This window comes from Alteriqipengyuania halimionae (genome assembly GCF_009827575.1).
Taxonomy (GTDB): domain Bacteria; phylum Pseudomonadota; class Alphaproteobacteria; order Sphingomonadales; family Sphingomonadaceae; genus Alteriqipengyuania_A; species Alteriqipengyuania_A halimionae.
Genome location: NZ_WTYR01000001.1, coordinates 563,400 through 587,515, shown reverse-complemented (window position 1 = coordinate 587,515; position 24,116 = coordinate 563,400). Strand labels below are relative to the sequence as shown.

20 protein-coding genes and 1 tRNA gene are annotated in these 24,116 nt (G+C 63.9%); 15 read left to right on the top strand and 6 right to left on the bottom strand.

Annotated elements, in window-relative coordinates; all coding sequences use genetic code 11:
• The first annotated feature begins 33 nt into the window (after positions 1-33).
• On the top strand, positions 34-819 hold the full coding sequence (locus tag GRI68_RS02900) for a CDP-alcohol phosphatidyltransferase family protein (RefSeq protein WP_160615717.1): 786 nt from the start codon (positions 34-36) through the stop codon (positions 817-819).
• Here the strand turns inward: GRI68_RS02900 and GRI68_RS02895 are convergent.
• Positions 804-1,277, bottom strand: a complete 474-nt coding sequence (locus tag GRI68_RS02895; RefSeq protein WP_160615715.1) for a DUF6456 domain-containing protein — start codon at positions 1,275-1,277, stop codon at positions 804-806. The two genes, GRI68_RS02900 and GRI68_RS02895, sit on opposite strands and share 16 nt — an antisense overlap.
• 79 nt (positions 1,278-1,356) lie before the next feature.
• Between GRI68_RS02895 and GRI68_RS02890 the strand changes: the two genes are divergently transcribed.
• Positions 1,357-1,929: a helix-turn-helix domain-containing protein gene (locus GRI68_RS02890; RefSeq protein WP_160615713.1), complete on the top strand. Its 573-nt coding sequence runs from the start codon at positions 1,357-1,359 to the stop codon at positions 1,927-1,929.
• Complete coding sequence (locus tag GRI68_RS02885; RefSeq protein ID WP_160615711.1) at positions 1,926-3,113, top strand: glycosyltransferase; 1,188 nt, start codon at positions 1,926-1,928, stop codon at positions 3,111-3,113. The genes GRI68_RS02890 and GRI68_RS02885 overlap by 4 nt, the downstream gene beginning before the upstream one ends.
• Here the strand turns inward: GRI68_RS02885 and secF are convergent.
• Genes secF through yajC form a run of 3 tightly spaced genes read right to left on the bottom strand, consistent with a single transcriptional unit; the run spans position 3,110 to position 6,094 of the window.
• Positions 3,110-4,087 carry a protein translocase subunit SecF gene (gene secF / locus GRI68_RS02880; protein ID WP_160615709.1) on the bottom strand — a complete coding sequence of 326 codons (978 nt, stop codon included), beginning with the start codon at positions 4,085-4,087 and terminating at the stop codon, positions 3,110-3,112. The genes GRI68_RS02885 and secF overlap by 4 nt on opposite strands.
• Positions 4,088-4,100: 13 nt before the next feature.
• A complete protein-coding gene (gene secD, locus GRI68_RS02875) occupies positions 4,101-5,714 on the bottom strand; it encodes a protein translocase subunit SecD (protein WP_160615707.1) in 1,614 nt (537 codons plus the stop codon).
• 35 nt (positions 5,715-5,749) lie between these two features.
• Positions 5,750-6,094: a preprotein translocase subunit YajC gene (yajC, locus tag GRI68_RS02870; RefSeq protein WP_160615705.1), complete on the bottom strand. Its 345-nt coding sequence runs from the start codon at positions 6,092-6,094 to the stop codon at positions 5,750-5,752.
• Between the two features lie 240 nt (positions 6,095-6,334).
• Here yajC and GRI68_RS02865 point away from each other — a divergent pair.
• From GRI68_RS02865 to accC, 11 genes are all read left to right on the top strand, one after another.
• A tRNA-Pro gene (locus tag GRI68_RS02865) sits at positions 6,335-6,411 on the top strand.
• Positions 6,412-6,698: 287 nt separating this feature from the next.
• A complete protein-coding gene (locus GRI68_RS02860) occupies positions 6,699-7,589 on the top strand; it encodes a hypothetical protein (RefSeq protein ID WP_325063749.1) in 891 nt (296 codons plus the stop codon).
• Positions 7,590-7,600: 11 nt separating this feature from the next.
• Positions 7,601-8,065 carry a hypothetical protein gene (locus GRI68_RS02855; protein WP_160615703.1) on the top strand — a complete coding sequence of 155 codons (465 nt, stop codon included), beginning with the start codon at positions 7,601-7,603 and terminating at the stop codon, positions 8,063-8,065.
• 87 nt (positions 8,066-8,152) lie between these two features.
• The gene (locus GRI68_RS02850; protein ID WP_160615702.1) at positions 8,153-9,265 is read left to right on the top strand and encodes a hypothetical protein; all 1,113 of its coding nucleotides are present in this window, start codon (positions 8,153-8,155) and stop codon (positions 9,263-9,265) included.
• Positions 9,266-9,325: 60 nt separating this feature from the next.
• Positions 9,326-14,341, top strand: coding sequence for an isopeptide-forming domain-containing fimbrial protein (locus GRI68_RS02845; RefSeq protein ID WP_160615700.1), 5,016 nt, complete (start codon positions 9,326-9,328; stop codon positions 14,339-14,341).
• Positions 14,338-16,428 carry a proprotein convertase P-domain-containing protein gene (locus GRI68_RS02840; RefSeq protein WP_234028698.1) on the top strand — a complete coding sequence of 697 codons (2,091 nt, stop codon included), beginning with the start codon at positions 14,338-14,340 and terminating at the stop codon, positions 16,426-16,428. The genes GRI68_RS02845 and GRI68_RS02840 overlap by 4 nt, the downstream gene beginning before the upstream one ends.
• 67 nt (positions 16,429-16,495) lie before the next feature.
• Positions 16,496-17,854, top strand: coding sequence for an NADP-specific glutamate dehydrogenase (gdhA, locus tag GRI68_RS02835; RefSeq protein WP_160615697.1), 1,359 nt, complete (start codon positions 16,496-16,498; stop codon positions 17,852-17,854).
• Between the two features lie 69 nt (positions 17,855-17,923).
• Positions 17,924-18,337, top strand: coding sequence for a holin family protein (locus GRI68_RS02830; RefSeq protein ID WP_160615696.1), 414 nt, complete (start codon positions 17,924-17,926; stop codon positions 18,335-18,337).
• Positions 18,338-18,393: 56 nt separating this feature from the next.
• Positions 18,394-18,828 (top strand): type II 3-dehydroquinate dehydratase, encoded by a 435-nt coding sequence (locus GRI68_RS02825; protein ID WP_160615694.1) that lies wholly within the window; start codon positions 18,394-18,396, stop codon positions 18,826-18,828.
• A gap of 83 nt (positions 18,829-18,911) precedes the next feature.
• The gene (gene accB / locus GRI68_RS02820) at positions 18,912-19,406 is read left to right on the top strand and encodes an acetyl-CoA carboxylase biotin carboxyl carrier protein (protein WP_407643320.1); all 495 of its coding nucleotides are present in this window, start codon (positions 18,912-18,914) and stop codon (positions 19,404-19,406) included.
• A gap of 3 nt (positions 19,407-19,409) precedes the next feature.
• A complete protein-coding gene (accC, locus tag GRI68_RS02815) occupies positions 19,410-20,759 on the top strand; it encodes an acetyl-CoA carboxylase biotin carboxylase subunit (protein ID WP_160615692.1) in 1,350 nt (449 codons plus the stop codon).
• Between the two features lie 48 nt (positions 20,760-20,807).
• Here accC and GRI68_RS02810 read toward each other — a convergent pair whose 3' ends face one another.
• Positions 20,808-21,308, bottom strand: coding sequence for a hypothetical protein (locus tag GRI68_RS02810; protein WP_160615690.1), 501 nt, complete (start codon positions 21,306-21,308; stop codon positions 20,808-20,810).
• On the bottom strand, positions 21,308-21,784 hold the full coding sequence (locus tag GRI68_RS02805; protein ID WP_160615688.1) for an Lrp/AsnC family transcriptional regulator: 477 nt from the start codon (positions 21,782-21,784) through the stop codon (positions 21,308-21,310). Before GRI68_RS02805 ends, GRI68_RS02810 begins: the two co-directional genes overlap by 1 nt.
• A 221-nt stretch (positions 21,785-22,005) precedes the next feature.
• On the opposite strand from GRI68_RS02805, the gene GRI68_RS02800 reads away from it, so the two are divergent.
• Positions 22,006-24,048 carry a histidine kinase dimerization/phospho-acceptor domain-containing protein gene (locus GRI68_RS02800; protein WP_160615686.1) on the top strand — a complete coding sequence of 681 codons (2,043 nt, stop codon included), beginning with the start codon at positions 22,006-22,008 and terminating at the stop codon, positions 24,046-24,048.
• The last annotated feature ends 68 nt before the right edge of the window (positions 24,049-24,116 follow it).

Below are 24,116 nucleotides of genomic sequence, written 5' to 3'. Positions count from 1 at the left end.
GCGTGTTTGCCCGCGCTCCGCGATAGCGCGCGCATGAAATTGTCACAGGGCAAACCCGCCAAGGTCGAACGCATCCAGGAAACCCTGCTTACGCGGGGCGAACGCAAGGTGCTCGACTGGCTGTGCGCGCGGCTCCCGCAATGGGTCACGCCCGACAAGCTGACGCTGCTGGCGGTATTCGCGGCGATCGGCATCGGGTTCTGCTACGCCTTCAGCAGCGAAGCGCCCGGTCTGCTGTGGCTCGCGATCGGACTGTTCGCGATGCACTGGTTCGGCGATTCGCTCGACGGGAGCATCGCCCGCTTTCGCAAGGTCGAGCGACCCAATTACGGCTTCTTCATCGACCATAGCTCGGACATGCTGGCGGGGATGCTGATCCTCGGCGGACTGGGCCTGAGCGAATATGTGCGTATCGAAGTCGCGCTGCTGACGCTGGCGGGCTATTACCTCGTCTCGATCCACACCTTCCTGCTGGCCAAGGTCACCGGACAATTCCACCTTTCGCATGGTGGCATGGGGCCGACCGAGATCCGCGTCGCCTTCATCCTGCTGACGCTGGGCATGATCGTGTTCGGCACCGACGTGCCCGCGTGGCTCGGCTTTTCGGTGTGGGACGGCATCGTTGCCGCCTGCGGCCTACTGATGATCGGTATCTACGTCACGCTGACCATCACGATCGGAAGCCAGCTGTCCGACGAGGACGAGGAGCGACGCGAAAAGAAGATCCGCAAGCGCGAGAAAAAGGCCGCCAAGAAAGCGGCGAAGCTGGCGGCTCAGCAGCACAGCACCGCTCCCGCCGACGATCACGAAATCCGGTAATATCCCGCCACGCGGTCGAGCGCGAATTTGAGCACCAGTTTGCCGCTGCGGGCCGGCCATTCGAGTGCCTTTTCCACTCCCGCAAGCGCTTCTCCGGCGCACACGGTGCGCCACAGCACATCGGATAAACCGTCCCCCGCCGCCGCGATCGCTCCGTCGAAGCGTCGCTTCGCCGAAATCTGGCGCTCGGTGGGATTGAGGCCCTGGCCGGCTCCCGAACTCCTTATCCGCACAGGCTCCCACCGCATCGTCACGCTCGGCGCGAGCTGCGCGCGCTCGTAATCGGCGCGCAAACGCTCGCCCGCCACGAACTGACGATCGCTCAGATGCCCGCGCGCATGAAGCCAGGTCAGCGGCGATTCGGCGAGATTGACGGTCGCGCTGCGCCGTCCCCTGCGCGGTTTGCGCTGCGTTGCGCCCTCATTGGTCAGTTCACGCTCGGCCAGAAAACGGGTCATGCAATTCTCCTTCGAGCCGGGGATTGCCAAATTGGTTATCTTGTAGGAAAGTAAAAACCGAATTTGCGAGGAATGGCCGATGATCAACCGTATCCGCGACATCCGAAAGCAGAAGGGGCTGACACTGGCCGAAGTCGCCGCGGCTTGCTCCCCGCCGACCACCGCACAGACGATCGGACGGCTCGAAACGGGCATGCGCAATCTCTCGATCAAGTGGATGGACCGGATCGCCGCCGCGCTCGGCGTCGATCCGGATACGCTGGTGCGCTCCGAAAGCAGCGATCATCCGCAAGTAATCGCGCGCTTGGGCCAAAAGGGCGCTGACGCGCTGGAAAGCGGGCGCGACGCGCTGCTACCGAGCGATTTCAGTGCAGGCCAGCCGCTCGTCGTGATGGCGATCGAGCATTCCCAGGGCGAATACCGCGCGGGCGATCAATTGTGGCTCCGACAGATCGCTCCCGAAGACGCGCAGCAGGCGATCAATCGCGATGTGCTGGTCCCGCGCAAGGGCGGTCGTTTCGCCTTTGGCCGGTTGATCGACCGCCAGGGTTCGCTGATCGGGCTTCTTCCGCCCGGGGCGGGCGAGCGCCAAATCGTGGTCGACAGCCCCGAATGGATCGCGGTCGCCGATATGGTGGTGCGACGCTTGTGAAACGCGTTCTCGCCATCTCGACGCTGTACCCGAACGCGCACAAGCCCCGCTTCGGCGGCTTCGTCGCGCGGTCGATGGAAGCGCTTGCGCAACACACGGATTGGGACGTCACCGTGATCAACCCGATCGGCGTGCCGCCCATTGCGCTGGGGGAGTATGCGGCGCTGCGCGACGCGGCGATCGATAGTTTCGAAAATGGCGTGCGCGTGCTGCGCCCGACGTACCCGCTGCTGCCCAAGGTCGGCGCGCGGATCAATCCATGGGCGATCCGGCGGACCGTGCTGCCGCTGATCGAAGAGCTCCATCGCGACATACCGTTCGACCTGCTCGATGCCCAATTCCTGTTTCCCGATGCGCCTGCCGTGACACAGATGGCCGAGTCGATCGGCCTGCCCTTCTCGGCCAAGGCGCGCGGATCAGACGTGCATTACTGGGGCGCAAGCGGACATAGCCGACGCGCGATCCAGACTGCGCTGGCGCAGGCCGGTGGCATCCTTGCCGTGAGCCGCGCACTGGCGGACGACATGCACCGATCGGGACTGACCGACGCCGAGATCACGGTGCATTACACCGGCCTCGACCGCGACCTGTTCCGCCCGCTCGACAATGGCGCGATGCGCTCCATGATCGCCGAGGAGTTCGGGCTCGCCATGCCCGACGATGCGCCGCTGCTGGTGGGCGTCGGCAATCTCGTGCCGGTCAAGGGTTTCGACCTAGCGATCCAGGCGCTCGCGCTGCTCGATGACGCCCATCTGGCGATTATCGGGACCGGAGACGATCGCGCCGCGCTCGAGAGCCTCGCCAGCGAGCTGGGCCTTGCCGGGCGCGTGCATTTCCTCGGCGGAATCGCGCATGCGAAGCTGCCAGTGCTGTTCTCTGCCGCCGATGCGATGGTGTTGCCCTCCAAGCGCGAGGGGCTCGCCAATGCCTGGGTCGAAGCGCTGGCCAGCGGCACGCCGATCGTCGTGCCCGATGTCGGCGGGGCGCGCGAAGTGGTGCAAAGCCCGGCGGCCGGACGCATCGTCGCACGCGATCCGCAAGCCATCGCCGACGGTATCCGCGAGGTCCTTGGCGATCCGCACGATCCGCGCGATGTCGCCGAAACGGTCGCAAGATTCGACTGGCGGGCGCACGCCGAAGCGCTCGCCCGCCACTACGATTCGATTGTGGAGCCTCGCTCCTAGGCCAGGCCGCGCGCGGCCTTTTCCTGCTTGTCGAGCTCGGTCTCTTCGGGAACGAAGCTGTGCGAATCGACCCCCAGCCAGATCAGGATTGGCGCGGCCATATAGACCGAGCTGTAGGTCCCGACGAAGATGCCGAGGAAGATTGCCGAAGTAAGACCGAACAGCGCCGCCGGGCCGAACAGCAACAGCGGAAGCAGCGCGACCAGCAGCGTCAGCGAAGTCATGACGGTACGCGCCAAAGTCTCGTTGACCGACAGGTCGAGCAGCTCGGGGATCGGCATCTTGCGGAATTTCTTCAGGTTCTCGCGGATGCGGTCATAGACGACGATCGTGTCGTTCAAAGAGTAACCGATGATCGCGAGGATCGCCGCGATGGTCGTCAGGTTGAATTCCAACTGGAGGATCGCGAACATGCCCAGCGTCAGCGAGACGTCGTGGAACAGTGCGAACAGCGCCCCGACACCGAATTGCCATTCGAAGCGGATCCAGATGTAGAGCGCGATCGCCAGCATTGCGAACAGCAGCGCCCATTGCGCCTGGGTGAAGAACTCGCCCGAAACCTTGCCCGAGACGTTGTCGTTGCCGTCAAGCCTGAAATCGGGGAAATCGGACTGCAGCGCGGCGACCACCTCATTGGCGATACGTTGCGCAGCTTCCTTGTCGTCGGCCACCTCATCGGGCAGGCGCACGCGGATCGAGACCTGGTTGGGCTCCCCGAAGCGCTGCACCACAGGTTCGCCATAGCCGAGGTCGCCCACCACTTCGCGGACTTCGGCCACCGGAGCCTCCGCGCTCTCGGTGAAGGTCGCGCGGACTTCCTGGCCGCCGGCGAAGTCGACGCCGTAATTGAGGCCATTGGTCAGCACCAGCGCCCAGCTCGCAATGATCAGCAGGACGCTGATCACGTAGAAGGGCACGCGATATTTGAGGAACTTGATGTTCGTGTCGTCGGGGACGAGCTTCAAGAGTTTCATCGGTCCGTCTCCGTCAGATTACGAGTTCGCTGGGGCGCTTCTTGCGCAGCCACATCGCCACCCACATGCGGGTGAGAACGACGGCGGTGAAGACGCTGGTGAACAGGCCGATCACGAGCACCACGGCAAAGCCGCGCACCGGTCCCGAACCGAACAGGAACAACAACACGCCGGCGATGAAGTTCGTGATGTTCGCATCGTAGATCGCACGGCTCGCTTCCTTGTAGCCGTTCTCGACCGCGGCGACGACGCGTCGCCCGCGCTTTCGCTCTTCCCTGATGCGTTCGTTTATGAGCACGTTGGCGTCCACCGCTGCGCCGATCGTCAGCACGAAACCGGCAATACCGGGCAGCGTCAGCGTGGTGTTGAGGATCGCCATGATGCCGAGGATCATCAGCACGTTGAACGCCAGCGCAACGGTCGAATAGACGCCGAAGCGACCATAGGTGACGATCATCAGCACGATGACCAGCATCGAGCCGACGCCCATCGCGAGCATGCCGGCTTCGATCGAGTCCGCCCCGAGATCGGGTCCGACAGTGCGTTCCTCGATCACCGAGAGATCGACCGGCAAAGCGCCCGAGCGCAGCGAAATCGCCAGCTGGTTGGCGCTCTCGACGGTGAACCCGCCCGAAATCTGCGCGGTCCCTCCCAGAATCGGCTCGTTGATATTGGGTGCCGAAAGCACCTGATCGTCGAGGATGATGGCGAAAGGTCGGTTGACATTTTCGCGCGTCAGCTTGGCGAACCGCTGACCGCCCGAACTGTCGAACGTGATGGTGACCACGGCCTCGTTGGTCTGCGCATCGAAGCTCTGGCGAGCGTCTGTCAGCGTATCACCCTTGATCCCGCCGAGGCGCTTGACCGCGATCGCGCTGCCTTCGAAATCGCTGCCGGGCGCGCCGGGAATGATCTGGCTGCCCGGACGAGCGATGCCTTCCTGGATTTCCGAGGCCTGTGCCTCGACATCGACGAGCTTGAATTCCAGCTTTGCGGTCTGACCGAGCAGGTCCTTGAGCTCGCCCGGATCTTGCAGGCCGGGGACCTGCACCACGATCCGGTTATCGCCCTGACGGATGATCGTCGGCTCACGCGTGCCGAGCGCGTCGATACGCTTGCGGACGACTTCGACCGCAGTTTCCATCGCATTGTTGACCGCCTGGTCGATGCCCGCCTGGGTCGGCGCGATGACGAAGCGCTGACCGTCGACAACCTGGATCGTCCAGTCGCGCTGGCCTGTCAGCCCGGCGCCGGTGGTGAGCGGTTCGATCAGGTCCCGCGCGCGATCGACGTCGGCCGGGTTCTCGACCATGAAGGTCAGGCGACCCTCACGGCGCGAGATATCGCCGATGCGGATGCGCGGATCGGCGCGGCGCATCGCGGCAGAAACGCTTTCTTCCATCGTCTCGAGGCGCTGCGCGGCGACCTGGGTCGGCTCGGCTTCGAGGAGGATGTGGCTACCGCCGGCAAGGTCGAGACCGAGATTGACCGACTGGTCGTAAATCTTGGCCAGCGGTTCGGGATATTTCTGACCGCTGAGCGCGAACAGGCTGGGCACCGCGGCGAGGCAGAAGACCAGCGTCAGCCCCCATAGCCAGATGCGTTTCCACTGAGGAAAATCGAGCATGACGTTTCGTTTCCGTCCCTTAGTCGTTCGCGGGCTTAATCATTGGCCGCCTGGCCGCCGGGCGGGACGATGTCGGCGATCGTGCTTCGCACCGCCTTCACCCGCGTGCCGCCGCCCAGATCGATATCGAGATAATCGTCATCGGCCTTCACGACCTTGCCGACCAATCCACCCGCAGTGACGACCTTGTCGCCCTTCTTGACCGAGCTGACCTTCTCGTAATGCGCTTTCTGCTTTTTCATCGAGGGGCGCAGGATGAAGAACCACAGGATCACGAACATGAAGATCCACGGCACGGCAGCGATATACCAAGGCGGGCTTTCCCCTGCACCTGCGGCAACACCAGCGCCGGCAAGCAGCGTCAATTGATCGGAAAGCATGTAGTCTGGCCCCCTCGAGGAATGCAGTTCTGATGAACGCCGAAGCGATCGGGACGGATGTGGGCGGACATTCGCGCGCCAACAAGTCCGGTTCCCGAGAAAATTGCCCGGCGAAAATTCGAGCGCGCCGATTAGCAGCATTGGTTTTACCCTGCAACGCGCACGGCGAGATTGCACCCTCCTGCAAGCGCGCGCTTGAAAAGGTGCGAAGGCGCGGCTAGAGGCCCGCTCGTTCCAGGTCGGGACGTAGCGCAGTCTGGTAGCGCATCACACTGGGGGTGTGGGGGTCGCTGGTTCGAATCCAGTCGTCCCGACCATTTGGAACCCTTCCCCCCTTTTTATCGCCGACATCACATAATTTTCGGACGCTCCGTGTTCGGAAAGCCCCGAGATATGTGGCTGTATTCTCGCGACTTCGGCGAAATACTTACCGCCGCGTTAACCACTGTATCCCGCGCGTTTACTGGTTGGAAAGCAATTGCTAACCGGACGATAACCATTCCCGCTCATAACGATGGGCATGTGGGACGGAAAACTGACATGCGCGGCAAGCGCACTCGCTGTTGCTTGCCTGTTATCGCCGAGCGATGCTCACGCCGATGGCGTGCGGGCAGGAACGCTCATCAACAACACGGCTTCGGCTACCTATACGGACGGCACGGGACCCAAGACGGTCGATTCCAACACCGTCACGGTGACGGTCGACGAATTGCTCGACGTCGCGCTTGCCTGGCAGGACGGTGCGCCGCTTCCGATCGGCGGCGGTTCGGCAATCCTCGCCTATAAGCTGACCAATACGGGCAATGCGCCCGAAGCCTTCAACTTGCGCGCCGATCCGGCCGTGGCAGGCAACGATTTCGACACGACGCTCGATTCGATCGCGTACGACACCAACAATAACGGCCTATACGACGCCGGGGTCGACGTGATCCTGGCACTGGGCGATTCCACGCCCGAAATCGACGCCGACGAATCGCTCGTCATCTTCGTGCTCGTTTCCGGAGGTGCCAGCGCGGCGGACGGCGACACCAGCGACGTCAAGGTGAATGCCGAAGCAGTGACAGGAACCGGCAGCGTCGGGACCGTATTCGCGGGCAAGGGGCTGGATGGCACCGATGCCGTGGTCGGCACGAGCGGAGCCGATGCCGACATGCTCGGCGGTGTCATCGCCAGCATTGCCGGGCTCGATCTCGTCAAATCGGCCGCGATCGTCGATTCTTTCGGCGGCAACCAGCCGCTTCCGGGCGCTCGCGTGACATATACGCTGGTCGCGACGGTCAGCGGCAGCGGTTCGATTTCGAACCTGCGCATCACCGACGCGATCCCGAGCGGCACTTCCTACGCCGCCGGTTCGCTCACCCTCGATACCGCCGCCCTGACCGACGCCGAGGACGGCGATGCGGGCAAGGTCGATGCAAGCGGGGTCGACGTGCTCGTCGGCAATGCCGCTGCGGGCAACGCTTTCACCGTCACTTTCGACGTCATCATCGACTGAGGGACACAGCCATGAACACGATCTTCAAACATGCGATCTGCATCGTCGCGCTTGCCGCTGCCAGCGTGCTGACGCCCGCCCCGGCTGCGGCGCAGGACGCGGTCTCGCTCGATAGCGAGGTCCAAGTCGCCAAGGATGTCGATGGCGTGACGACCTATGTCGCGCCCGAACAGGTTTTTCCCGGTGACCGGCTCAAATTCGTTACCCGCTACGACAATAGCGGGGCCGAGCCGGCCGAGGATTTCGTAATCACCAACCCGCTTCCGGGCGCGGTGAGTTTGGCCGAGGACGGGGACTTTCTCGTATCGGTCGATGGGGGAGAGAGCTTCGGACGGCTCTCGGGACGGACGGTCGCTGCGGAGGACGGAACGCAGCGACCGGCCGAACTCTCGGACGTGACGCATGTACGTTGGATCATTCCCAGCATCGCGCCCGGGGAGTCCGGCGAAGCGATCTTCTTCGCACAGGTCAAATAACTGAAATAACTACAGCATTCTCTCATGGAGATACCCGCCTTGATCCGCGGGTGGGACGGAAATTGCGGATCGCCAAGGAGAAGAACCATGATGAAACGTAGCAGCAGACTGCTGTTTACGGTGAGTGGTGTTGCGCTTGCGCTCACTCCGATTCCGGCCCTGGCGGGTCCGATCGGAACGAAGGCGGGTGTCGACATCACCAACACCGTATCGGTGGATTACAAGGTAGGCGGGGTCAACCAGACCCAGCTGAGCGCCAACGACACGTTCAAGGTGGACCGCAAGGTCGATCTCGACGTGCAGACGCTCGATACGGGGGCCGTTTCGGTCAATCCGGGCCAGCTTTCGGCGGTTACCAAGTTCAAGGTCACCAACGAATCGAACGATATGCTCGATTTCCTGCTGGCCGGATCGAACCAGACCGGCGACGCGTTCAACGTGTCCAATATCAAGGTCTGGATCGACGTCGATAACAACGGCGTGTTCAGCGCCACCAACGACGCGCAGGTATCGGCCATTTCGGGCCTCGCCTCGGGCGATGCGGTGACGGTGTTCGTCGTCTCGGATATCGCCAGCGGCGGCGTCCTGCCGACCAACGGCCAGAACGCGGTGGTCGCCCTGACCGCCACGGCCGCCAGCGGCGTGTCCGCCAGCGGTAGCAATATCGCCGGCACCGGTGGCGGCGGCGTCGCCGCGGCCAAGGGTGGTAGCGGCGGCAGTGCGCTAAGCCAGACGCCGGTTTCGACCGTCAATGGCAAGGCCAGCATGGAAACGGTCTTCGCCGATGCCGCGGGCATCAGCGGTGATGCGGCCCGTGACGGCAAGCACTCGGCAACGAGTTCCTACACGGTCGCGGGTGCCGATCTGAGCGTCAACAAGCTCAGCTCGGTCATTTCCGACCCGACCGGGGGCGCAGAGCCGAAAGCGATTCCGGGTGCCGTGATCGAATACTGCATCCGCGTGACCAATGGTTCGGGAGCGGCAACGGCGGCGAACATCGCCATCAACGACCCGGTTCCCTCGCAATTGCAGCCTGCAGGCACGGTCAGCATTCGCGGACCGGTCGCCTCCTCGTCGGATGCGTGTTCCGCCACGCAGAGCGGCACGGGTTCGATCGCCGGTCAGAACGTGAGCGGCACCTTGCCGGACCTCGCGGCCGACCAGGAAGCCGCGCTCGTTTTCCGAGCGACGATCAAATAAGGAAAGCGGCCGGCGTCGGACGGGCGCCGGCCGCATTTCACCATGCCTTTTGCAACCTGCATGAAATATCTCGCAGCCGCGTTCCTAACGGCGCTGCTGTTGGTGACGGCTGCTCCCTTGCAGGCGCAGACGATCACCAATACCGCTCGCGCCAGCTGGCAGCAGGGCGGGATCACGCAGGCGACCTCCTCGAACGAGGTCGGGATCGAGGTCGTCGATTTCGCGGCCGAAATTACCACTTACCACCCCTCCCGGCACGCCGACCGAACCATATCGGTAAAGCGGTCCAGCTGCGCTGGCGAGATCATCCCGTTTTCCTCGGCCGACGCCGCGCCACCCACCGAGATGCCGCTCCAGCGCAGCGCGATCATCAAGGTGGGCGAGCTCCTCGTCTTCACCATCGTTGCCCCGCAGGGCAATCGCAATCCCGATGCGCGCGATGCGATCCTCGTCACCATCACTTCGGCAGGCGGCGACGAAGAAACGCTCACGATCTACGAGACCGGCAACGATACCGGAGAGTTCGCCGGCGCGATCCAGACCGTCGGCATCCCCCCGCAGCCCGTGTCGGGCGATTGCCGGTTGAGCGTGCATGCGGGGGAGACCGTGTCGGTCGAACTCAAGAACAGCGACGGCCGCGCCATGGTCCGGGCAAGCGTCTCGGTCCTCGCGGATCCGTTCGGGATCGTGTTCGACAGCCGCACCGGCGATCCGGTCGACGGCACGCGCATCACCCTCTTCGACAGCGCGACCGGCCTTCCCGCAACCGTTTTCGCCCCCGATGGCGTCACACCGTGGCCCTCGACCATCTTCACCGGCCAGACCATCCTCGATGCGAGCGGCAATGCCTATCCGCTCGACACCGGTGAATACTGGTTCCCGCTGGTCCCGGTCGGCACCTATCGTCTCGAGCTCGAGCCCCCGGCCCCCTATTCGGCGCCGTCGAAGCGCGCAGCCGAGGAAATGGCCGATCTGCGGCGGCCGAATGGGGTCCCCTTTACGCTTGTCGACGCATCCTTCGGCGCCGATATTCCGCTGCTGACGCTCGAGCCGGTGCGGATCGACATTCCGGTCGATCGCCCGATCGTCGACCTCGCACTGGAGAAGCGCGCCTCGCGTCAGGTCGCCTTGCCCGGCGACGCGGTGTTCTACACCGTCACGGCCCGCAATCCCGACACGATCGCCGCCAAGCGCAACGTGGTGCTGGTCGATACGCCGTCACCCTGGCTGCGCCTGCGGCCCGACAGCATCCTGATCGACGGTGCATCGGCGCCCGACCAGGTTAATGTTAGCGCCGACGGCCGCCGCCTCACGATCCGCTTCGAAGAAATCGCCGCGGGCGCCTCGCATGTCGTGCGCTATGCCATGGTCGTGCGCGGCGATGCGCCTCCCGGTGAAGCGCAGAACCGTGTCGAAGCCACCGATTCCGAAGGCGAAACCATTGCCACCGGCGCCTCGGTACGGATCGAGCGCGATACGCTGGGCAGCCGGATGACGATTATCGGACGCATTTCCGCAGGCGCCTGCTCGCTCGACGGCGACCGCCCCGGCATCCCCGGTGTGCGCGTGGTGATGGAGGACGGCAGCTTCGCGCTGACCGACGAGGATGGCCGCTATCATTTTGAAGGCGTGATGCCCGGCACCCATGTGATCCAGGTCCAGCGCCAGACGCTGCCCGAGGGCGGTCGTTTCATGGATTGTGCACGCTCGACCGCGAGCGCCGGTTCGCCCGGATCTCGTTTCGTGCGTGGCCAGGGCGGTAGCCTCGCCGTCGCCGATTTCCACGCCGCATTGCCCGAAGGCTGGGAAGCACCCGTCATTGCCGAAGCCGCCGAACAGGCACCCGTGCGCGACGCCGAGGCCGCAGGTGCCGAGATCGACTGGCTTTCCTATGGCGATGGCGAGCCCGCCTTCCTCTTCCCCGAACTCGGCCACAACCCCCGCGCCCCCTCGGTCCGCGTCGCGATCCGGCACGAGAAGGACCAGACGGTGGAACTGGCCGCCGATGGGCGCCAGGTCGATGCGGTGTCCTATGACGGCGCGCAGGCCGCTGCCGATGGCAGCTTCGCCGTAAGCGTGTGGCGGGGACTGCCGCTGCAGGGCGAAAGCACCTTGTTCCGCGCCGTCGTGCGCAATTCCGATGGGTCGGTCGCCGCCGAGCTCGAGCGGGTGGTCGATTTCGCCGCCGCTCCGGTGCGCGCCGAAGTGATTGCCGAACGCTCTCGCCTGATTGCCGATGGCGCGACCAATCCGGTGATCGCGGTGCGCCTGACCGATCGCAAGGGCTGCCCCGTGCGTGCCGGCGTTTCGGGCAGCGTCACGCTCAACGCACCCTATGAGAGCGCCCGCGCCATCGCGCAGTACCAATCGCAGCAGCTGGTCGGCGGCGGCAGCGTTTCGCCCACATGGACGATCGAGGGCGATGACGGCATCGCGCTGATCGAACTCGCACCGACCATGGTCAGCGGCCCGCTCAAGCTCGAATTCGCCTTTACACAAGGCAAGACCACGCGCCATCAGGAACTCGACAGCTGGGTGGTTCCGGGTGACCAGGAATGGACGCTGGTGGGTCTGGTCGAAGGTTCAATCGGCGCGCGCAGCGTGGCCGACAACATGGAACGCAGCGGTCGCTTCGACAGCGATCTGGGCGACGATGCGCGGGTCGCGTTTTATGCGAAGGGCCGTGTGCTCGGGAAATTCCTGATCACCGCCGCCTATGACAGCGCCAAGCAGCGCGACGAGGAGCAGCTGACCGGCGCGATCGATCCGAAGGCCTATTACACCGTGTTCGCCGATCGCTCGGTGCGGCGTTTCGATGCCGCCAGCCGCGACAAACTCTATATCCGCATCGAGACCGACACGTTTTACGCGATCTCTGGCGACATCGTGACCGGCTTCGATCAGACCGAGCTCGCCCGCTACAATCGCAGCGTCACGGGCGTTAAAGCCGAAGGCCGCTTCGGCGCGCTGCACGTGCAGGGCTTCGCCGCAGAGACCGAGACCCGCTATCGGCGCGACGAGATCCAGGGCAATGGCCTTTCCGGCCCCTACGCCCTGTCGAGCCGCGCGCTGGTGGCCAACAGCGAAACCGTGACCATCGAAGTGCGCGATCGCTTCCGTTCCGAACTGGTGCTCGAGCGGCGCGAACTCGAACGCTTCGTCGACTACGACATCGACCTCCTTTCCGGAACGATCAGCTTCAAGCAGCCGGTGCTGAGCCGCGACTTCGCGCTCAATCCGCAATTCATCGTCGTCGAATACGAAGTCGATGCGCTGACCGGCAGCGACGAATGGAACGCCGGCCTGCGTGCCGACGTGACCGTGGCCAAGGGCGCAGTGCGGATCGGGGCGACCGCGATCACCGACAAGGGTGACGACGCCCGCACCGAACTGATCGCCGCCGATGTGCGCGCCCGCGTTGGCACCGCGACCGAACTGCGCGCCGAGTTCGCAGCAAGCCGCACCGACGGCACCACGTCGAACGCCTGGCACCTTGAAGCCGCGCATCGCAGCGGCGCGATCGACGTGCTGGCCTATGCCCGCCGGATCGATGCTGGTTTCGGGGTCGATCAGCAGAATGTCGCCGAACGCGGCCGTCGCAAGATCGGCTTCGATGCGCGCTACACCGTTTCGGACGAAATTTCCGTGACCGGAAGCGCCTGGCGCGACGACAGCCTGATCGACGATGCCCGTCGCAATGCGGTGCAGGTTCAGGCCGGATGGCGCGGTCGTTCCACCGATCTGCGGCTCGGCATCTCCCATTTCGCCGATCGCACCGCCGACGGTGTGGAAGGCAGCTCGACCGTGCTCGAAGGCGGGGTCAACCAGCGCCTGCTGGGCGGGCGCCTCGAAATCGGTGCGACCAGCAGCATGGCGCTCGCCAACACCGACTCGATTGACCTGCCGACGCGTCACCGCTTCGATGCGCGCTATGCGATCAGCAATGCGGTGCGCGCGGTCGCGACCTACGAGATTGCCGAGGGCGACCTGATTAGCGCGCGCACCCTCAAGGGCGGCTTCGAATTCACCCCTTGGGCGGGTGGCCGGATGCTGACCACGCTGGGCCAGCAGGACATCGCCGGATACGGCAAGCGGAGCTTCGCGGCCTATGGCCTCGCGCAGAGTTTCGCGATCACCGAGAGCTTCACGGTCGACGCGACGATCGATGGCAATCTGACCCTCGGCGGCGTCGATGCCAGCAGGGTCATAAACCCGGACCAGCCGGTCGCAAGCGGCGGGCAGGTTGGCCAGGGCGGCACGCTGTTCGAGGATTTCACCGCGATCACGCTGGGCGCAGGCTGGCGCAAGGACCGCTGGGCGGCAACCATGCGCGGCGAATGGCGCGACGGCGAGCTGGAAGACCGGGTCGGCGCCACCGGAGGGCTGATCCGCCAGCTGGGCGAAGGCAGCGTGGTCGGTTCGGGCTTCACCTGGACGCATGCGCACGGGCTCAACGGCTCGGAAAGTTCGATCGTCGACGGGTCGATCGCCGCCGCTTATCGACCGGACAGTTCGCCCTTCGCGCTGCTTGCCAAACTCGAATATCGCAGCGACGAAGTGACCGGCGCGGTCGCCGGCGAGATCGGCGCTACCGGGCGCACCACCATCACCGGCGACGGCACCTCGCGCCGCCTGATCGCTAGCCTCTCGACCAACTGGTCGCCGCGCTCGCGTGAAGAGACTGAGACAGGTGCCTACGAGAGCTTCCTCCAGCGCACCGAGATCGGCGTCTTCGTCGCCGGTCGCTACAATGCCGACAGTTTCGAAGGCACCGAGATCGAAGGCTTCACCGCGCTCGGCGGGGTCGATGCCCGCATCGGTCTGGGCGAACGTTTCGAAATCGGCGGCCGCGCCAGCGTGCGCAGCAACCTGGCAGATGGAGCGACCGATTTCTCCTTCGGTCCGGAAGTCGGCTTTTCGCCGGTCGACAACGTGCTGGTGAGCGTGGGCTACAACGTCAAAGGCTTCCGCGACCGCGATTTCTCCGCTGCGCGCTACACCGACGACGGCGTTTACGCCGCAGTACGGATGAAACTCGATGCCGATACGTTCGGCTTCCTGGGACTGGGTCGATGAAAGAAACACATTTTTCGCTGAGCGCCCGACTGAAGATCGCGCGCAAGCAGAAAGTCCAGCCGGACCTATACACCACATTAACCATGTTTCCCTATCAGGAAGGGATGGACGATGGGGTTTGTAGCACGGCTTGGGACGGCTGGCAGGGCGCCGCTCTGCACGCGTGCCTGGTAGTCCTGTTCCTGCTGCTGCCAACGACGCTGTTTGCGCAGGCGGTCAACACCTACTCGAACCCGACGACCGGCACGATCAACAGCGGCACGCCCTGCTCCAACGCGCTTGCCCGAACGTTCAACGTCTCGGGCACGAACTACACCATCGCCGATGTCAATCTGGGCATATTGGTAACCCATAGCTGGCGCGGAGACTTGCGGTTCATCCTCCAGTCTCCAACAGGGACGCGCGTCCAGATGACCGAGGGCGATACTTCGAACGGCGGGATCAGCGGCAACAATTTCAACGTGCTGCTCGACGATTCCGCAGGCCAGTTCGTCAATACCGATGGCAATGCGAACAGCCATTCGACCAGTGCCCCGCCCTACCAGAACACGTTTCGACCGCGGAACCCGCTCTCGGCGTTCAATGGCGAAAATGCGAACGGCGTCTGGCGGCTCGAAATCTGCGACATGTATCCGCAGGCAGACGATGGCAGCTTCCGCCGCGCCGACCTCTACCTCACCGCGCTCCCGACCAATTACGCCGACTTGTCGCTGACCAAGACGCTGGTCAGCGCTACGCCCAGCAATGGCGGGAATGCGAACTGGCGTCTCACCGTCACCAATTCGGGATCCTCGCCGATGACGGCCAACGGCGTATCGGTGCGAGACGATCTGCCTGCCGGGTTCACATTCCAGTCGGCGAGCGGTGCCGGTTCCTACGATCCTGTCAGCGGTATCTGGACGGTCGGTTCGATCGCGCCCGGGCAGAGTCGCTCAATCGACGTTACTGGCTCGATCTCGGCCACCGCGGGCGTCAGAATTTCAAGCGCGGCCGAAATCATTTCCAGCAGCGTACCCGATAGCGATTCCACCGTGAATAACGGCCTCGCCAGCGAAGACGATTACGCTACCAACAGCTTCGTCGTCGCCGGAACCCGGGCGGCGGGCATTCCGCCCAACCTGACCTGCCCGGCCGGATCGGTGGTGTTCGATTGGGACACGCGTTCGTGGGCGGCCGGCAGCACCAACAACAGCTTCCCCCTCGCTTCGATCGGAACGATCGGATTCATGCTGAACAATCCCGGTTCGTGGCTGAACAACAACAGCCTCGGCGGCCAATCGCCCAACCGCCAGAACGCCATGGACGGCGGTACGAACGAGTACGCCTTGATCCAGGTCGTCAACCTCAACAACACGGACGAAGTCGTCACCACGACGATCAGCCTACCGATGGTGATGCGCGGCGCACGCTTCGCGGTGTTCGACGTCGATTACGGCGCCAACCAGTTCGCCGATCGCATCCGGGTCGAGGGGCGATACAAGGGCGCGACCGTGATCCCGATCCTGACCAATGGCGAAACCAATTACGTAATCGGCAACGAAGCCTTCGGCGATGGTGTGTCCGACACGCCCGACCCCGACGGCAATGTCGTCGTCACCTTCAATTCGCCGATCGACGCGATCGTGATCGAATACGGCAATCACCGAAACGTCCCCAGCCCGGTGATCAATCCGGGCCAGCAAGGGATCGCGATCCACGACATCACCTTCTGCCGTCCGACCACCGATCTGACGGTGCTCAAAACCAGCTCGGTGCTCAGCGATCCGGTGAACGGGACGAACAATCCCAGGGCGATCCCCGGCGCGCGGATGAAGTACTGCCTGCTGTTTAACAACACCGGCGACAATGCCGCGACCGACGTGATTGCGCGCGACACGCTGCCCACCGGGATCAGCTATGTCGCCGGGACAATGAAATCGGGCACCAGCTGCGCAAATGCGAACAGCGCCGAAGACAACAATGCCAGCGGCGGCGACGAAAGCGACCCCTTCGGCGCCTCGATTTCCGGACGCGAAATCACCGCGACCACCGCGACGCTTGCAGCCGGCGCAGCCTTCGCGCTTACCTTCGAAGCACTGGTCGACTAGGCGTTTTCCGGCACTTTGGCGCGGTTCGGCCATTGATGGGTCTCTCCCCCAGCCGAAGGAACCGCCGATGTCCGACCAGATGCCCAGCCTCGACACTTTCATGGAGGGGCTGCGCCAGCGCAATCCCGGCCAGGACGAATTCGTCCAGGCGGTTCATGACGTGGCGCAGGACATCTGGGGCTGGATCGAAGACAAGCCGCGCTATCACGAGGCCGAGATCCTCCGCCGCATCGCCGAGCCCGACCGGATCGTCTCGTTCCGCGTTTGCTGGGAAGACGACGATCACAATATCCGCGTCGAACGCGGCTGGCGGGTGCAGAACAACAATGCGATCGGCCCCTACAAGGGCGGCCTGCGGTTCGATGAGAGCGTGAACGAAAGCGTGCTCAAATTCCTCGCTTTCGAACAGACCTTCAAGAATTCGCTGACCGGTCTGCCGATGGGCGGCGGCAAGGGCGGATCGAACTTCAACCCCAAGGGCAAATCCGACGCGGAAATCATGCGGTTTTGCCAGAGCTTCATGACCGAGCTCTATCGCCATATCGGCCCGAACACCGACGTTCCGGCGGGCGACATGGGCGTCGGAAGCCGCGAAATCGGCTATCTGTTCGGCCAGTACAAACGCCTGACGGGCCGCTGGGAAGGCGCGCTCACCGGCAAGGCGCTCGAATATGGCGGCTCGCAGATGCGCCCCGAGGCAACCGGCTATGGCGCGGTCTATTTCCTACGCGCGGCGCTGAAGGAAGCGGGCGAGAAAATCGACGGCAAAACCGCGATCGTCTCGGGCTCGGGTAATGTGGCGCTGCATGCCGCGCGCAAGCTGGTCGATTGCGGCGCGAAGGTCGTCACCCTCTCGGATTCGGACGGTTTCGTCCACGATCCCGACGGATTCGACAATGACAAGCTCGACTGGATTTATGACCTCAAACTCGAACGGCGCGGTCGGATCAGCGAATATGCCGATGAATATTCGCGCGCCGAATTCCACGAAGGCAAAGCCCCTTGGGCGGTCGAGTCCGATCTCGCCCTGCCCTGCGCGACCCAGAACGAACTCGACGAGGACGACGCCAAGGCGCTGCTCGACAACGACGTGCTCGCCGTCTGCGAAGGCGCTAACATGCCGTCGACCACCGAAGCCGCCGACGCATTTCGCGAGGCCGGCATCATCTTCGCGCCGGCCAAGGCCGCGAATGCCGGCGGGGTCGCGGTGTCCGGCCTCGAAATGAGCCAGAACGCCGAGCGCGTGAGCTGGGACAGCGACACGCTCGACGACAAGCTCGTCGCATTGATGGAAGACATTCACGACAAGTGCGTCGAGCATGCAGGCGAGACCGGGGAAGACGGCGCGGTCGATTACGCGCGCGGCGCGAATATCGCCGGATTTCGCAAGGTTGCCGATGCGATGCTCGCCTACGGCGTCATCTAGAATAATTCCGCTTTCCTACAAGAACCTATATGGTTATCTGAATGTGCTCCAACTTTGCAGGAGCGGCACATGGGCATTCTCGAAACACTGATCGGACCGATCGCGAGCATCATCGACAAGGTCATCCCCGACAAGGAGGCGCGCGAACGCGCCAAGCTGGAGTTGCTCAAGCTCGAAGGCACGCAGGAGATGGACCTCATCCGCGCGCGGCTCGAAGCGATCGTGACCGAAGCCGCGTCGCGCGACCCTTGGACCAGCCGTGCCCGCCCGAGCTTCCTCTATGTGATGTACACACTGATCCTGTTCGCGCTGCCAATGGGCGTGTTGAGCGCGTTCAACGCGCAGATCGCCGTAGATATCGGCAACGGCATCACCGCCTATCTGCGCGGCCTGCCCGACGAGCTCTACGCGCTCTTCGGCACCGGCTATCTCGGCTACACCGCGGCCCGCCAGTGGGGAAAGGTCAAGGGCGTGGAGCGGTAGTTACTCCCCGTCATTCCCGCCTTCGCGGGAATGACGAAAGCGGCTAGGGCGTCCGCATGACCAACCTCGTTTACGTCCTCAACGGACCCAATCTGAACCTCCTCGGCCTGCGTGAGCCCGAAATCTACGGCTCCGACACGCTCGACGATATTGCCGGTCTGCTCGACGACCGGGCGCGGGAGCATGGGCTGGAGATCGACTTGCACCAGTCCAATCACGAAGGTCATCTGATCGACTGGCTGCACGAGGCGCAGGCCGAAGGCGCGAAGGCCGTGCTGCTCAATGCGGGCGGTTACACCCACACCTCGATCGCGCTGCACGATGCGATCCGGGCGATCGTTACGCCAGTCTATGAAGTGCACCTGTCCGATCCCTCGACGCGCGAGGAATTCCGCCATCGTTCCTATGTCGGCATGGCCGCGACGGCCTCGTTCTGCGGAAAAGGCGCGCAATCCTATGTCGATGCGCTGGATGCCGTAGCGGAAAGCTGACACGCCTCACCGCTCGCCCCCTTGCCAGCCGCGCGCTTGGCGCGCATAGCGCGCGGCTTACAGCAATGGATAACAGGGACTTCATGGCTTCTTCAAAACAGAGCGGCATGAACATCGACAGCAAGCTCGTACGCGAACTCGCCGAGCTGCTGGGTGAAACCGGCCTCACCGAAATCGAGGTCGAGGACGGCGAACGCAAGATCAAGGTTTCGCGCGGCGGCACGGTCGCAGCGCCCGTACATTACGCCCAGCCCGCCCCGGCGGCCCCCGCGCCCGCCCCGGCTCCGGCCGCCGCCCCCGCAGGAGCGCCGGGCGATGCGCCTGCCGAGGCCGCCGGCGCGCCCGCCAATGCGGTCAAATCGCCGATGGTCGGCACCGTCTACATGGCGCCCGAGCCCGGTGCGCCCGATTTCGTCAAGGTCGGCGACAAGGTCGAGGCCGGAGACACGCTGCTGATCGTCGAGGCGATGAAGGTGATGAACCCGATCACCGCGCCCGCTTCGGGCACGGTCAAGCAATTGCTGGTCGAAAACGCGCAGCCGGTCGAATTCGACCAGCCGCTCGTCGTCGTCGAGTAAGCCATGGCCATTTCCCGCATCCTGATCGCCAATCGCGGCGAAATCGCGCTGCGCATCCACCGTGCTGCCCACGAAATGGGGATCGAGACGGTCGCCGTGCATTCGACCGCGGATGCCGACGCGATGCATGTGCGCCTGGCCGATCATGCGGTGTGCATCGGCCCGCCGCCTGCGACCGACAGCTACCTCAACGTGGCCAACATCATCTCGGCAGCCGAGATCGCCGGGGCGGATGCGATCCATCCGGGCTACGGTTTCCTGTCCGAGAATGCCAAGTTCGCCGAGATCGTCGAAGCGCACGATATCGTCTGGATCGGGCCCAAGCCCGAGCATATCCGCACGATGGGCGACAAGGTCCAGGCGAAGAAAACCGCGGGCGCGCTGGGCTTGCCGCTGGTCCCCGGATCGGACGGCGCGGTTTCCGATGTCGAGGAAGCGAAGAAAATCGCCGCCGAGATCGGCTATCCCGTGATCATCAAGGCCGCCAGCGGCGGCGGTGGCCGGGGGATGAAAGTGTGCGAGGCCGAGGACAAGCTCGAAACGTTGATGAAGCAGGCCGGCAGCGAAGCGAAAGCCGCGTTCGGCGATGCGACGGTCTATATCGAGAAATATCTCGGCAATCCGCGCCACATCGAATTCCAGGTGTTCGGCGACGGACGCGGCGGTGCGATCCATCTGGGTGAGCGCGACTGTTCGCTCCAGCGGCGCCACCAGAAAGTGCTCGAGGAAGCGCCCTCGCCGGTCATTTCGGACGAAGAGCGCGCACAGATGGGCGAAGTCTGCTCCAAGGCGATGCGCGACATGGCCTATCGCGGCGCGGGCACAATCGAATTCCTGTGGGAAAACGGCGAGTTCTACTTCATCGAGATGAACACCCGCCTGCAGGTCGAACACCCGGTGACCGAAGCGATCACCGGCATGGACCTGGTGCGCGAGCAGATCCGCATCGCCGATGGCAAGGACCTGTCCTGCACGCAAGACCAGATCGAGTTCAAGGGCCACGCGATCGAATGCCGGATCAATGCCGAGGATCCGTTCACCTTCGCCCCCTCGCCCGGCAAGGTCACGCATTACCACCCGGCCGGCGGCATGCATGTGCGTGTCGATAGCGGGCTCTATGCCGGCTATTCGATCCCGCCCTATTACGACAGCATGATCGCCAAACTGATCGTCTACGGCCGCAGCCGCGAAAAGTGCATCATGCGCCTGAAGCGCGCACTCGAGGAAATGGTGATCGAAGGCGTCAATCACTCGGTCCCGCTGCACGAGGAACTGCTGCAACAGCCCGACGTGCTGAGCGGCGACTACTCGATCAAATGGCTCGAGGAATGGCTGAAAGAGCGCGAGGGGTGATCGGTCATTCCTCTCCGTTTCGCTGAGCCGAGCGGAGAGGATGGCCCCTTAATCCGGACTTGGCTCGGCGCTGCGGTGATTTCCCATCGCCGCTTCGACGAACTTTTCCGCCTCGTAATCGTCGCAGTTCCGCAGCCTGAAGCCGGGCCGGTCGTCCACGTCGAAATAGAGATCGGACTTCAGGGCGGAATCGTCGTGCCTGATCTCGCGGATATCCTCCCAGCGAACGGGTTTGCGCCGTTCGGTGGGATGGAAATGGATGCTGCGGTCGTCGCTGACGATCATCCGCGGATCGCGCAATCGTAGGATCATGCGCCACAGCTCGTAGAACATCCATACGGCAATCACTGCGAACGGAATGTTGAAGTCCCCGATCGCGAGCTCTTTCGTCCACGCGATCCAGCCCCCTCTTCTGGCTTCCGACAGATGATCGACAAGCGATGGGCGAAACGCCGCCACCGCGAGCAGGATGACGACCGGGAAGATGAACACGGTCAGAAACGACAGGCACCCGGTGCGATAGCGCACCGTGGCTACGGGGCCGCGCATCAATCCAGAGGAACGCCCGGTTCGTGCTTCGTCGTGCGGATCGTCAGGCTGGTCTTCACGCTCGCCACATTGGGGGCGTTGACGAGGTGGCTGGTGAGGAAGGTCTGGAAGGTCTGCAGGTCTTCGCTCACGACTTTCAGGATATAGTCGATCTCGCCATTGAGCATGTGGCATTCGCGCACTTCGGCCAGCGCGCTTACGTGATCTTCGAACGCTTTCAGCGCGTCCTCGGCCTGGCTCTTCAGGCTCACCATGGCGAACACCATGATGCCGTAACCCAGCGTGCCGGGGTCGAGATCGGCGTGATAACCGCGAATGACACCCGCATTTTCCAGCGCACGCACGCGCCGCAGGCACGGCGGTGCCGTCAGTCCGACCTTGTCGGCCAGGGAGACATTGGTAATCCGGCCGTTATCCTGCAATTCGGACAAAAGCTGGCGATCGATCGGATCGAGGTTGGTGACCGGCTTGGTCATGCACGATTTCCCCTATTGCTCGCGCGCGACACATAAACGCGTGGTGTCAGATTTTCCAGCAATAATATTATCGGCGCTTGTGGTTAATGTCCCGCACTGCAACGTAGGAAAAGCAATCTGCGCAGAAGCGAAACCTCGTGATAACCCTTGGCATGCCAGAGACGGCGCAAAGGGCGTGGATTCCGCCCCAAAGATAGCGTTTAGGATACCGCACTCTTTCCATGCATTTCGACGACCGCCTCGACACCGTCATGCGCACGCCGCTGCGCAGCGATGCCGGGCGTCGTACTCAATACCGGCAATTGCTCGATATTCTCGCGCAGAAGCGCGCCGCCGATATCGAAAAGGCCCAGCGCGACGAAGCCTTTCGCCTACTCGGCGAGTTGAGTCGCGATCTGCCGTTGGACCAGCGCGCCCGGATCATCGCTCAGTCGGATCTGCGCATAGAGTCGCTGCGCCTTCTGGGCATACTCGCTTTGCACGAACCCGAGATTGCGCGCCCGGCTATGCGTCAGGCGAAGCTCGCGAGCGATGAGTGGTTCGAGCTGATCCCGACGCTGCCGCCCAAGGTGCGTGGTTATCTCAAGGGTCGCGAGGATCTCGCCCCTGAACTGTGCCAGCGCCTCGCGCGAATCGGAGTGGAAGCCGATCCCAACTCGCCGCCTCGTGACGTCGGGAGCACGCCTACGCCGTCGCCCATAAACGAGGCCGAAGCAGAGCAGAACGCCCCGGCGCCCGTTCTGCTGCATCCTCGCATCAGGCCGGAGCCCGATATCGCACCGCCGCCCTTCATCTCGCGCAGCGCGCTGGGATTGCGCGACGATGATGATGCGATCGATGCTGCTTTCGATCAGGAAGCACCCGAGCCAACGCCGCCTGTTGACCCGGCGCGGGAGCCTGCATCCGATACGCCGCCACCGGTCGATGCCGCTCCGCACGAAGACCAATCGCTCGACCTGGTCGATCCCTACCAGGCGCTGATCGAAGATGCTGCTTCGCCGTCCGAGGCGGACGACGACGTCCCGGCGGAAGCTAGCCCCGATGACGATACCGTGACCGCAATTCCACTCGCGCCCACCGCGTCCGATCCGGCCCAGAAGATCGGCGACCTCGTGCGTCGGATCGAGCGGTTCCGCAAGACGCGCGACAGCGCCGCTCAAGCGCCCGGTGCGCCGCAAGCGCCGCGCCTGCCGCTCGACGAACGCCAGTCCGAGGAGACGCGCATCACCGCGATCGAATTCACCACCGATCGCAGTGGACGCATTGCAGAGGCTACCCGTGCCGTCGCGCCGATGGTGGTGGGCTTTTCGCTGTCGGGAGCAGGAGAGCGGATTGGGCGCGCGGTGCGCCGCCGCCTCCCGATCGTCGACGAACCGTTGACCATGCCCGGTGCCGCCGCGATCGAGGGCAAGTGGCAGCTCGACGCGATGCCGGTGTTCGATCCCGAAGGCGGACGCTTCCTCCATTTCCGCGGTCGCCTGCGCCGTCCGGGCCGGGTCGTCACCCATGCCGCCAAGCGCGCGGAAAAATTGCGCCAGCTGCTGCACGAACTGCGCACGCCGGTAAACGCGATCCAGGGGTTTGCCGAATCGATCCAACAGCAGATCTTCGGAGATGTGCCGCACAATTACCGCTCCTATGCCGCAACCATCGCCGCCGACAGCGCGGCAATGATGGCCGGCTTCGAGGAGCTGGATCGCTTCGCCCGCCTGACCGGCGAGGAAATCGACCTTGTCGGTACAGGGTGCGACCTTTCCCTTACCGTCAGCCGCACTCTCGACCAGCTGGCCACCTACACCCAGCCGCGCGTGAGTGGATTCAAGGCCAAACTGCACGAACCGCCAGTACCGATCGCCCTGAGCCAAAGCGACGGCGACCGCTTGCTGTGGCGTATCCTCGGCACGCTGGCAGGCGAAACCGCACCGGGCGAATACCTGTCGCTGCGCCTCACCGTGCAAGGCGACATGGCACAGTTTTCATCGACCCTGCCCCGCCGCCTGGTTGAGAGGGAAGACCAGAAGCTGTTCGAAGGGGGGCTCGCGAGCGGACAGAACGCGATCACCGCAGGAATGTTCGGCAGTGGCTTCGCGCTTCGCCTGGCGCGCGCCGAAGCCCGCGCGGCGCGGGGCGACCTGGTGCGCGACACCGACGAGCTCGTGCTCAGCCTGCCGCTGTTGACCCAGGGCACCACCGGCAATAGCGAAGACACTGACCAAGAAGACGAAAGCGCCGCATCCAATCGCGATTCAAAGGATGCCGCCTGAGGTTCGGGCCGCCCGTCAAATTTGACGGTCTGGTTGTTAAAGGCGTGGGTGGTAAGCCCGGCAGCGAA

Excerpts from the sequence above, each read along its gene's own strand:
- GRI68_RS02900 (WP_160615717.1), top strand. The coding sequence starts at position 34 with ATGAAATTGTCACAGGGCAAACCCGCCAAGGTCGAACGCATCCAGGAA.
- GRI68_RS02895 (WP_160615715.1), bottom strand. The coding sequence starts at position 1,277 with ATGACCCGTTTTCTGGCCGAGCGTGAACTGACCAATGAGGGCGCAACG.
- GRI68_RS02890 (WP_160615713.1), top strand. The coding sequence starts at position 1,357 with ATGATCAACCGTATCCGCGACATCCGAAAGCAGAAGGGGCTGACACTG.
- secF (WP_160615709.1), bottom strand. The coding sequence starts at position 4,087 with ATGAAACTCTTGAAGCTCGTCCCCGACGACACGAACATCAAGTTCCTC.
- secD (WP_160615707.1), bottom strand. The coding sequence starts at position 5,714 with ATGCTCGATTTTCCTCAGTGGAAACGCATCTGGCTATGGGGGCTGACG.
- yajC (WP_160615705.1), bottom strand. The coding sequence starts at position 6,094 with ATGCTTTCCGATCAATTGACGCTGCTTGCCGGCGCTGGTGTTGCCGCA.
- GRI68_RS02855 (WP_160615703.1), top strand. The coding sequence starts at position 7,601 with ATGAACACGATCTTCAAACATGCGATCTGCATCGTCGCGCTTGCCGCT.
- GRI68_RS02850 (WP_160615702.1), top strand. The coding sequence starts at position 8,153 with ATGATGAAACGTAGCAGCAGACTGCTGTTTACGGTGAGTGGTGTTGCG.
- GRI68_RS02845 (WP_160615700.1), top strand. The coding sequence starts at position 9,326 with ATGAAATATCTCGCAGCCGCGTTCCTAACGGCGCTGCTGTTGGTGACG.
- GRI68_RS02840 (WP_234028698.1), top strand. The coding sequence starts at position 14,338 with ATGAAAGAAACACATTTTTCGCTGAGCGCCCGACTGAAGATCGCGCGC.
- gdhA (WP_160615697.1), top strand. The coding sequence starts at position 16,496 with ATGTCCGACCAGATGCCCAGCCTCGACACTTTCATGGAGGGGCTGCGC.
- GRI68_RS02830 (WP_160615696.1), top strand. The coding sequence starts at position 17,924 with ATGGGCATTCTCGAAACACTGATCGGACCGATCGCGAGCATCATCGAC.
- GRI68_RS02825 (WP_160615694.1), top strand. The coding sequence starts at position 18,394 with ATGACCAACCTCGTTTACGTCCTCAACGGACCCAATCTGAACCTCCTC.
- accB (WP_407643320.1), top strand. The coding sequence starts at position 18,912 with ATGGCTTCTTCAAAACAGAGCGGCATGAACATCGACAGCAAGCTCGTA.
- accC (WP_160615692.1), top strand. The coding sequence starts at position 19,410 with ATGGCCATTTCCCGCATCCTGATCGCCAATCGCGGCGAAATCGCGCTG.
- GRI68_RS02810 (WP_160615690.1), bottom strand. The coding sequence starts at position 21,308 with ATGCGCGGCCCCGTAGCCACGGTGCGCTATCGCACCGGGTGCCTGTCG.
- GRI68_RS02805 (WP_160615688.1), bottom strand. The coding sequence starts at position 21,784 with ATGACCAAGCCGGTCACCAACCTCGATCCGATCGATCGCCAGCTTTTG.
- GRI68_RS02800 (WP_160615686.1), top strand. The coding sequence starts at position 22,006 with ATGCATTTCGACGACCGCCTCGACACCGTCATGCGCACGCCGCTGCGC.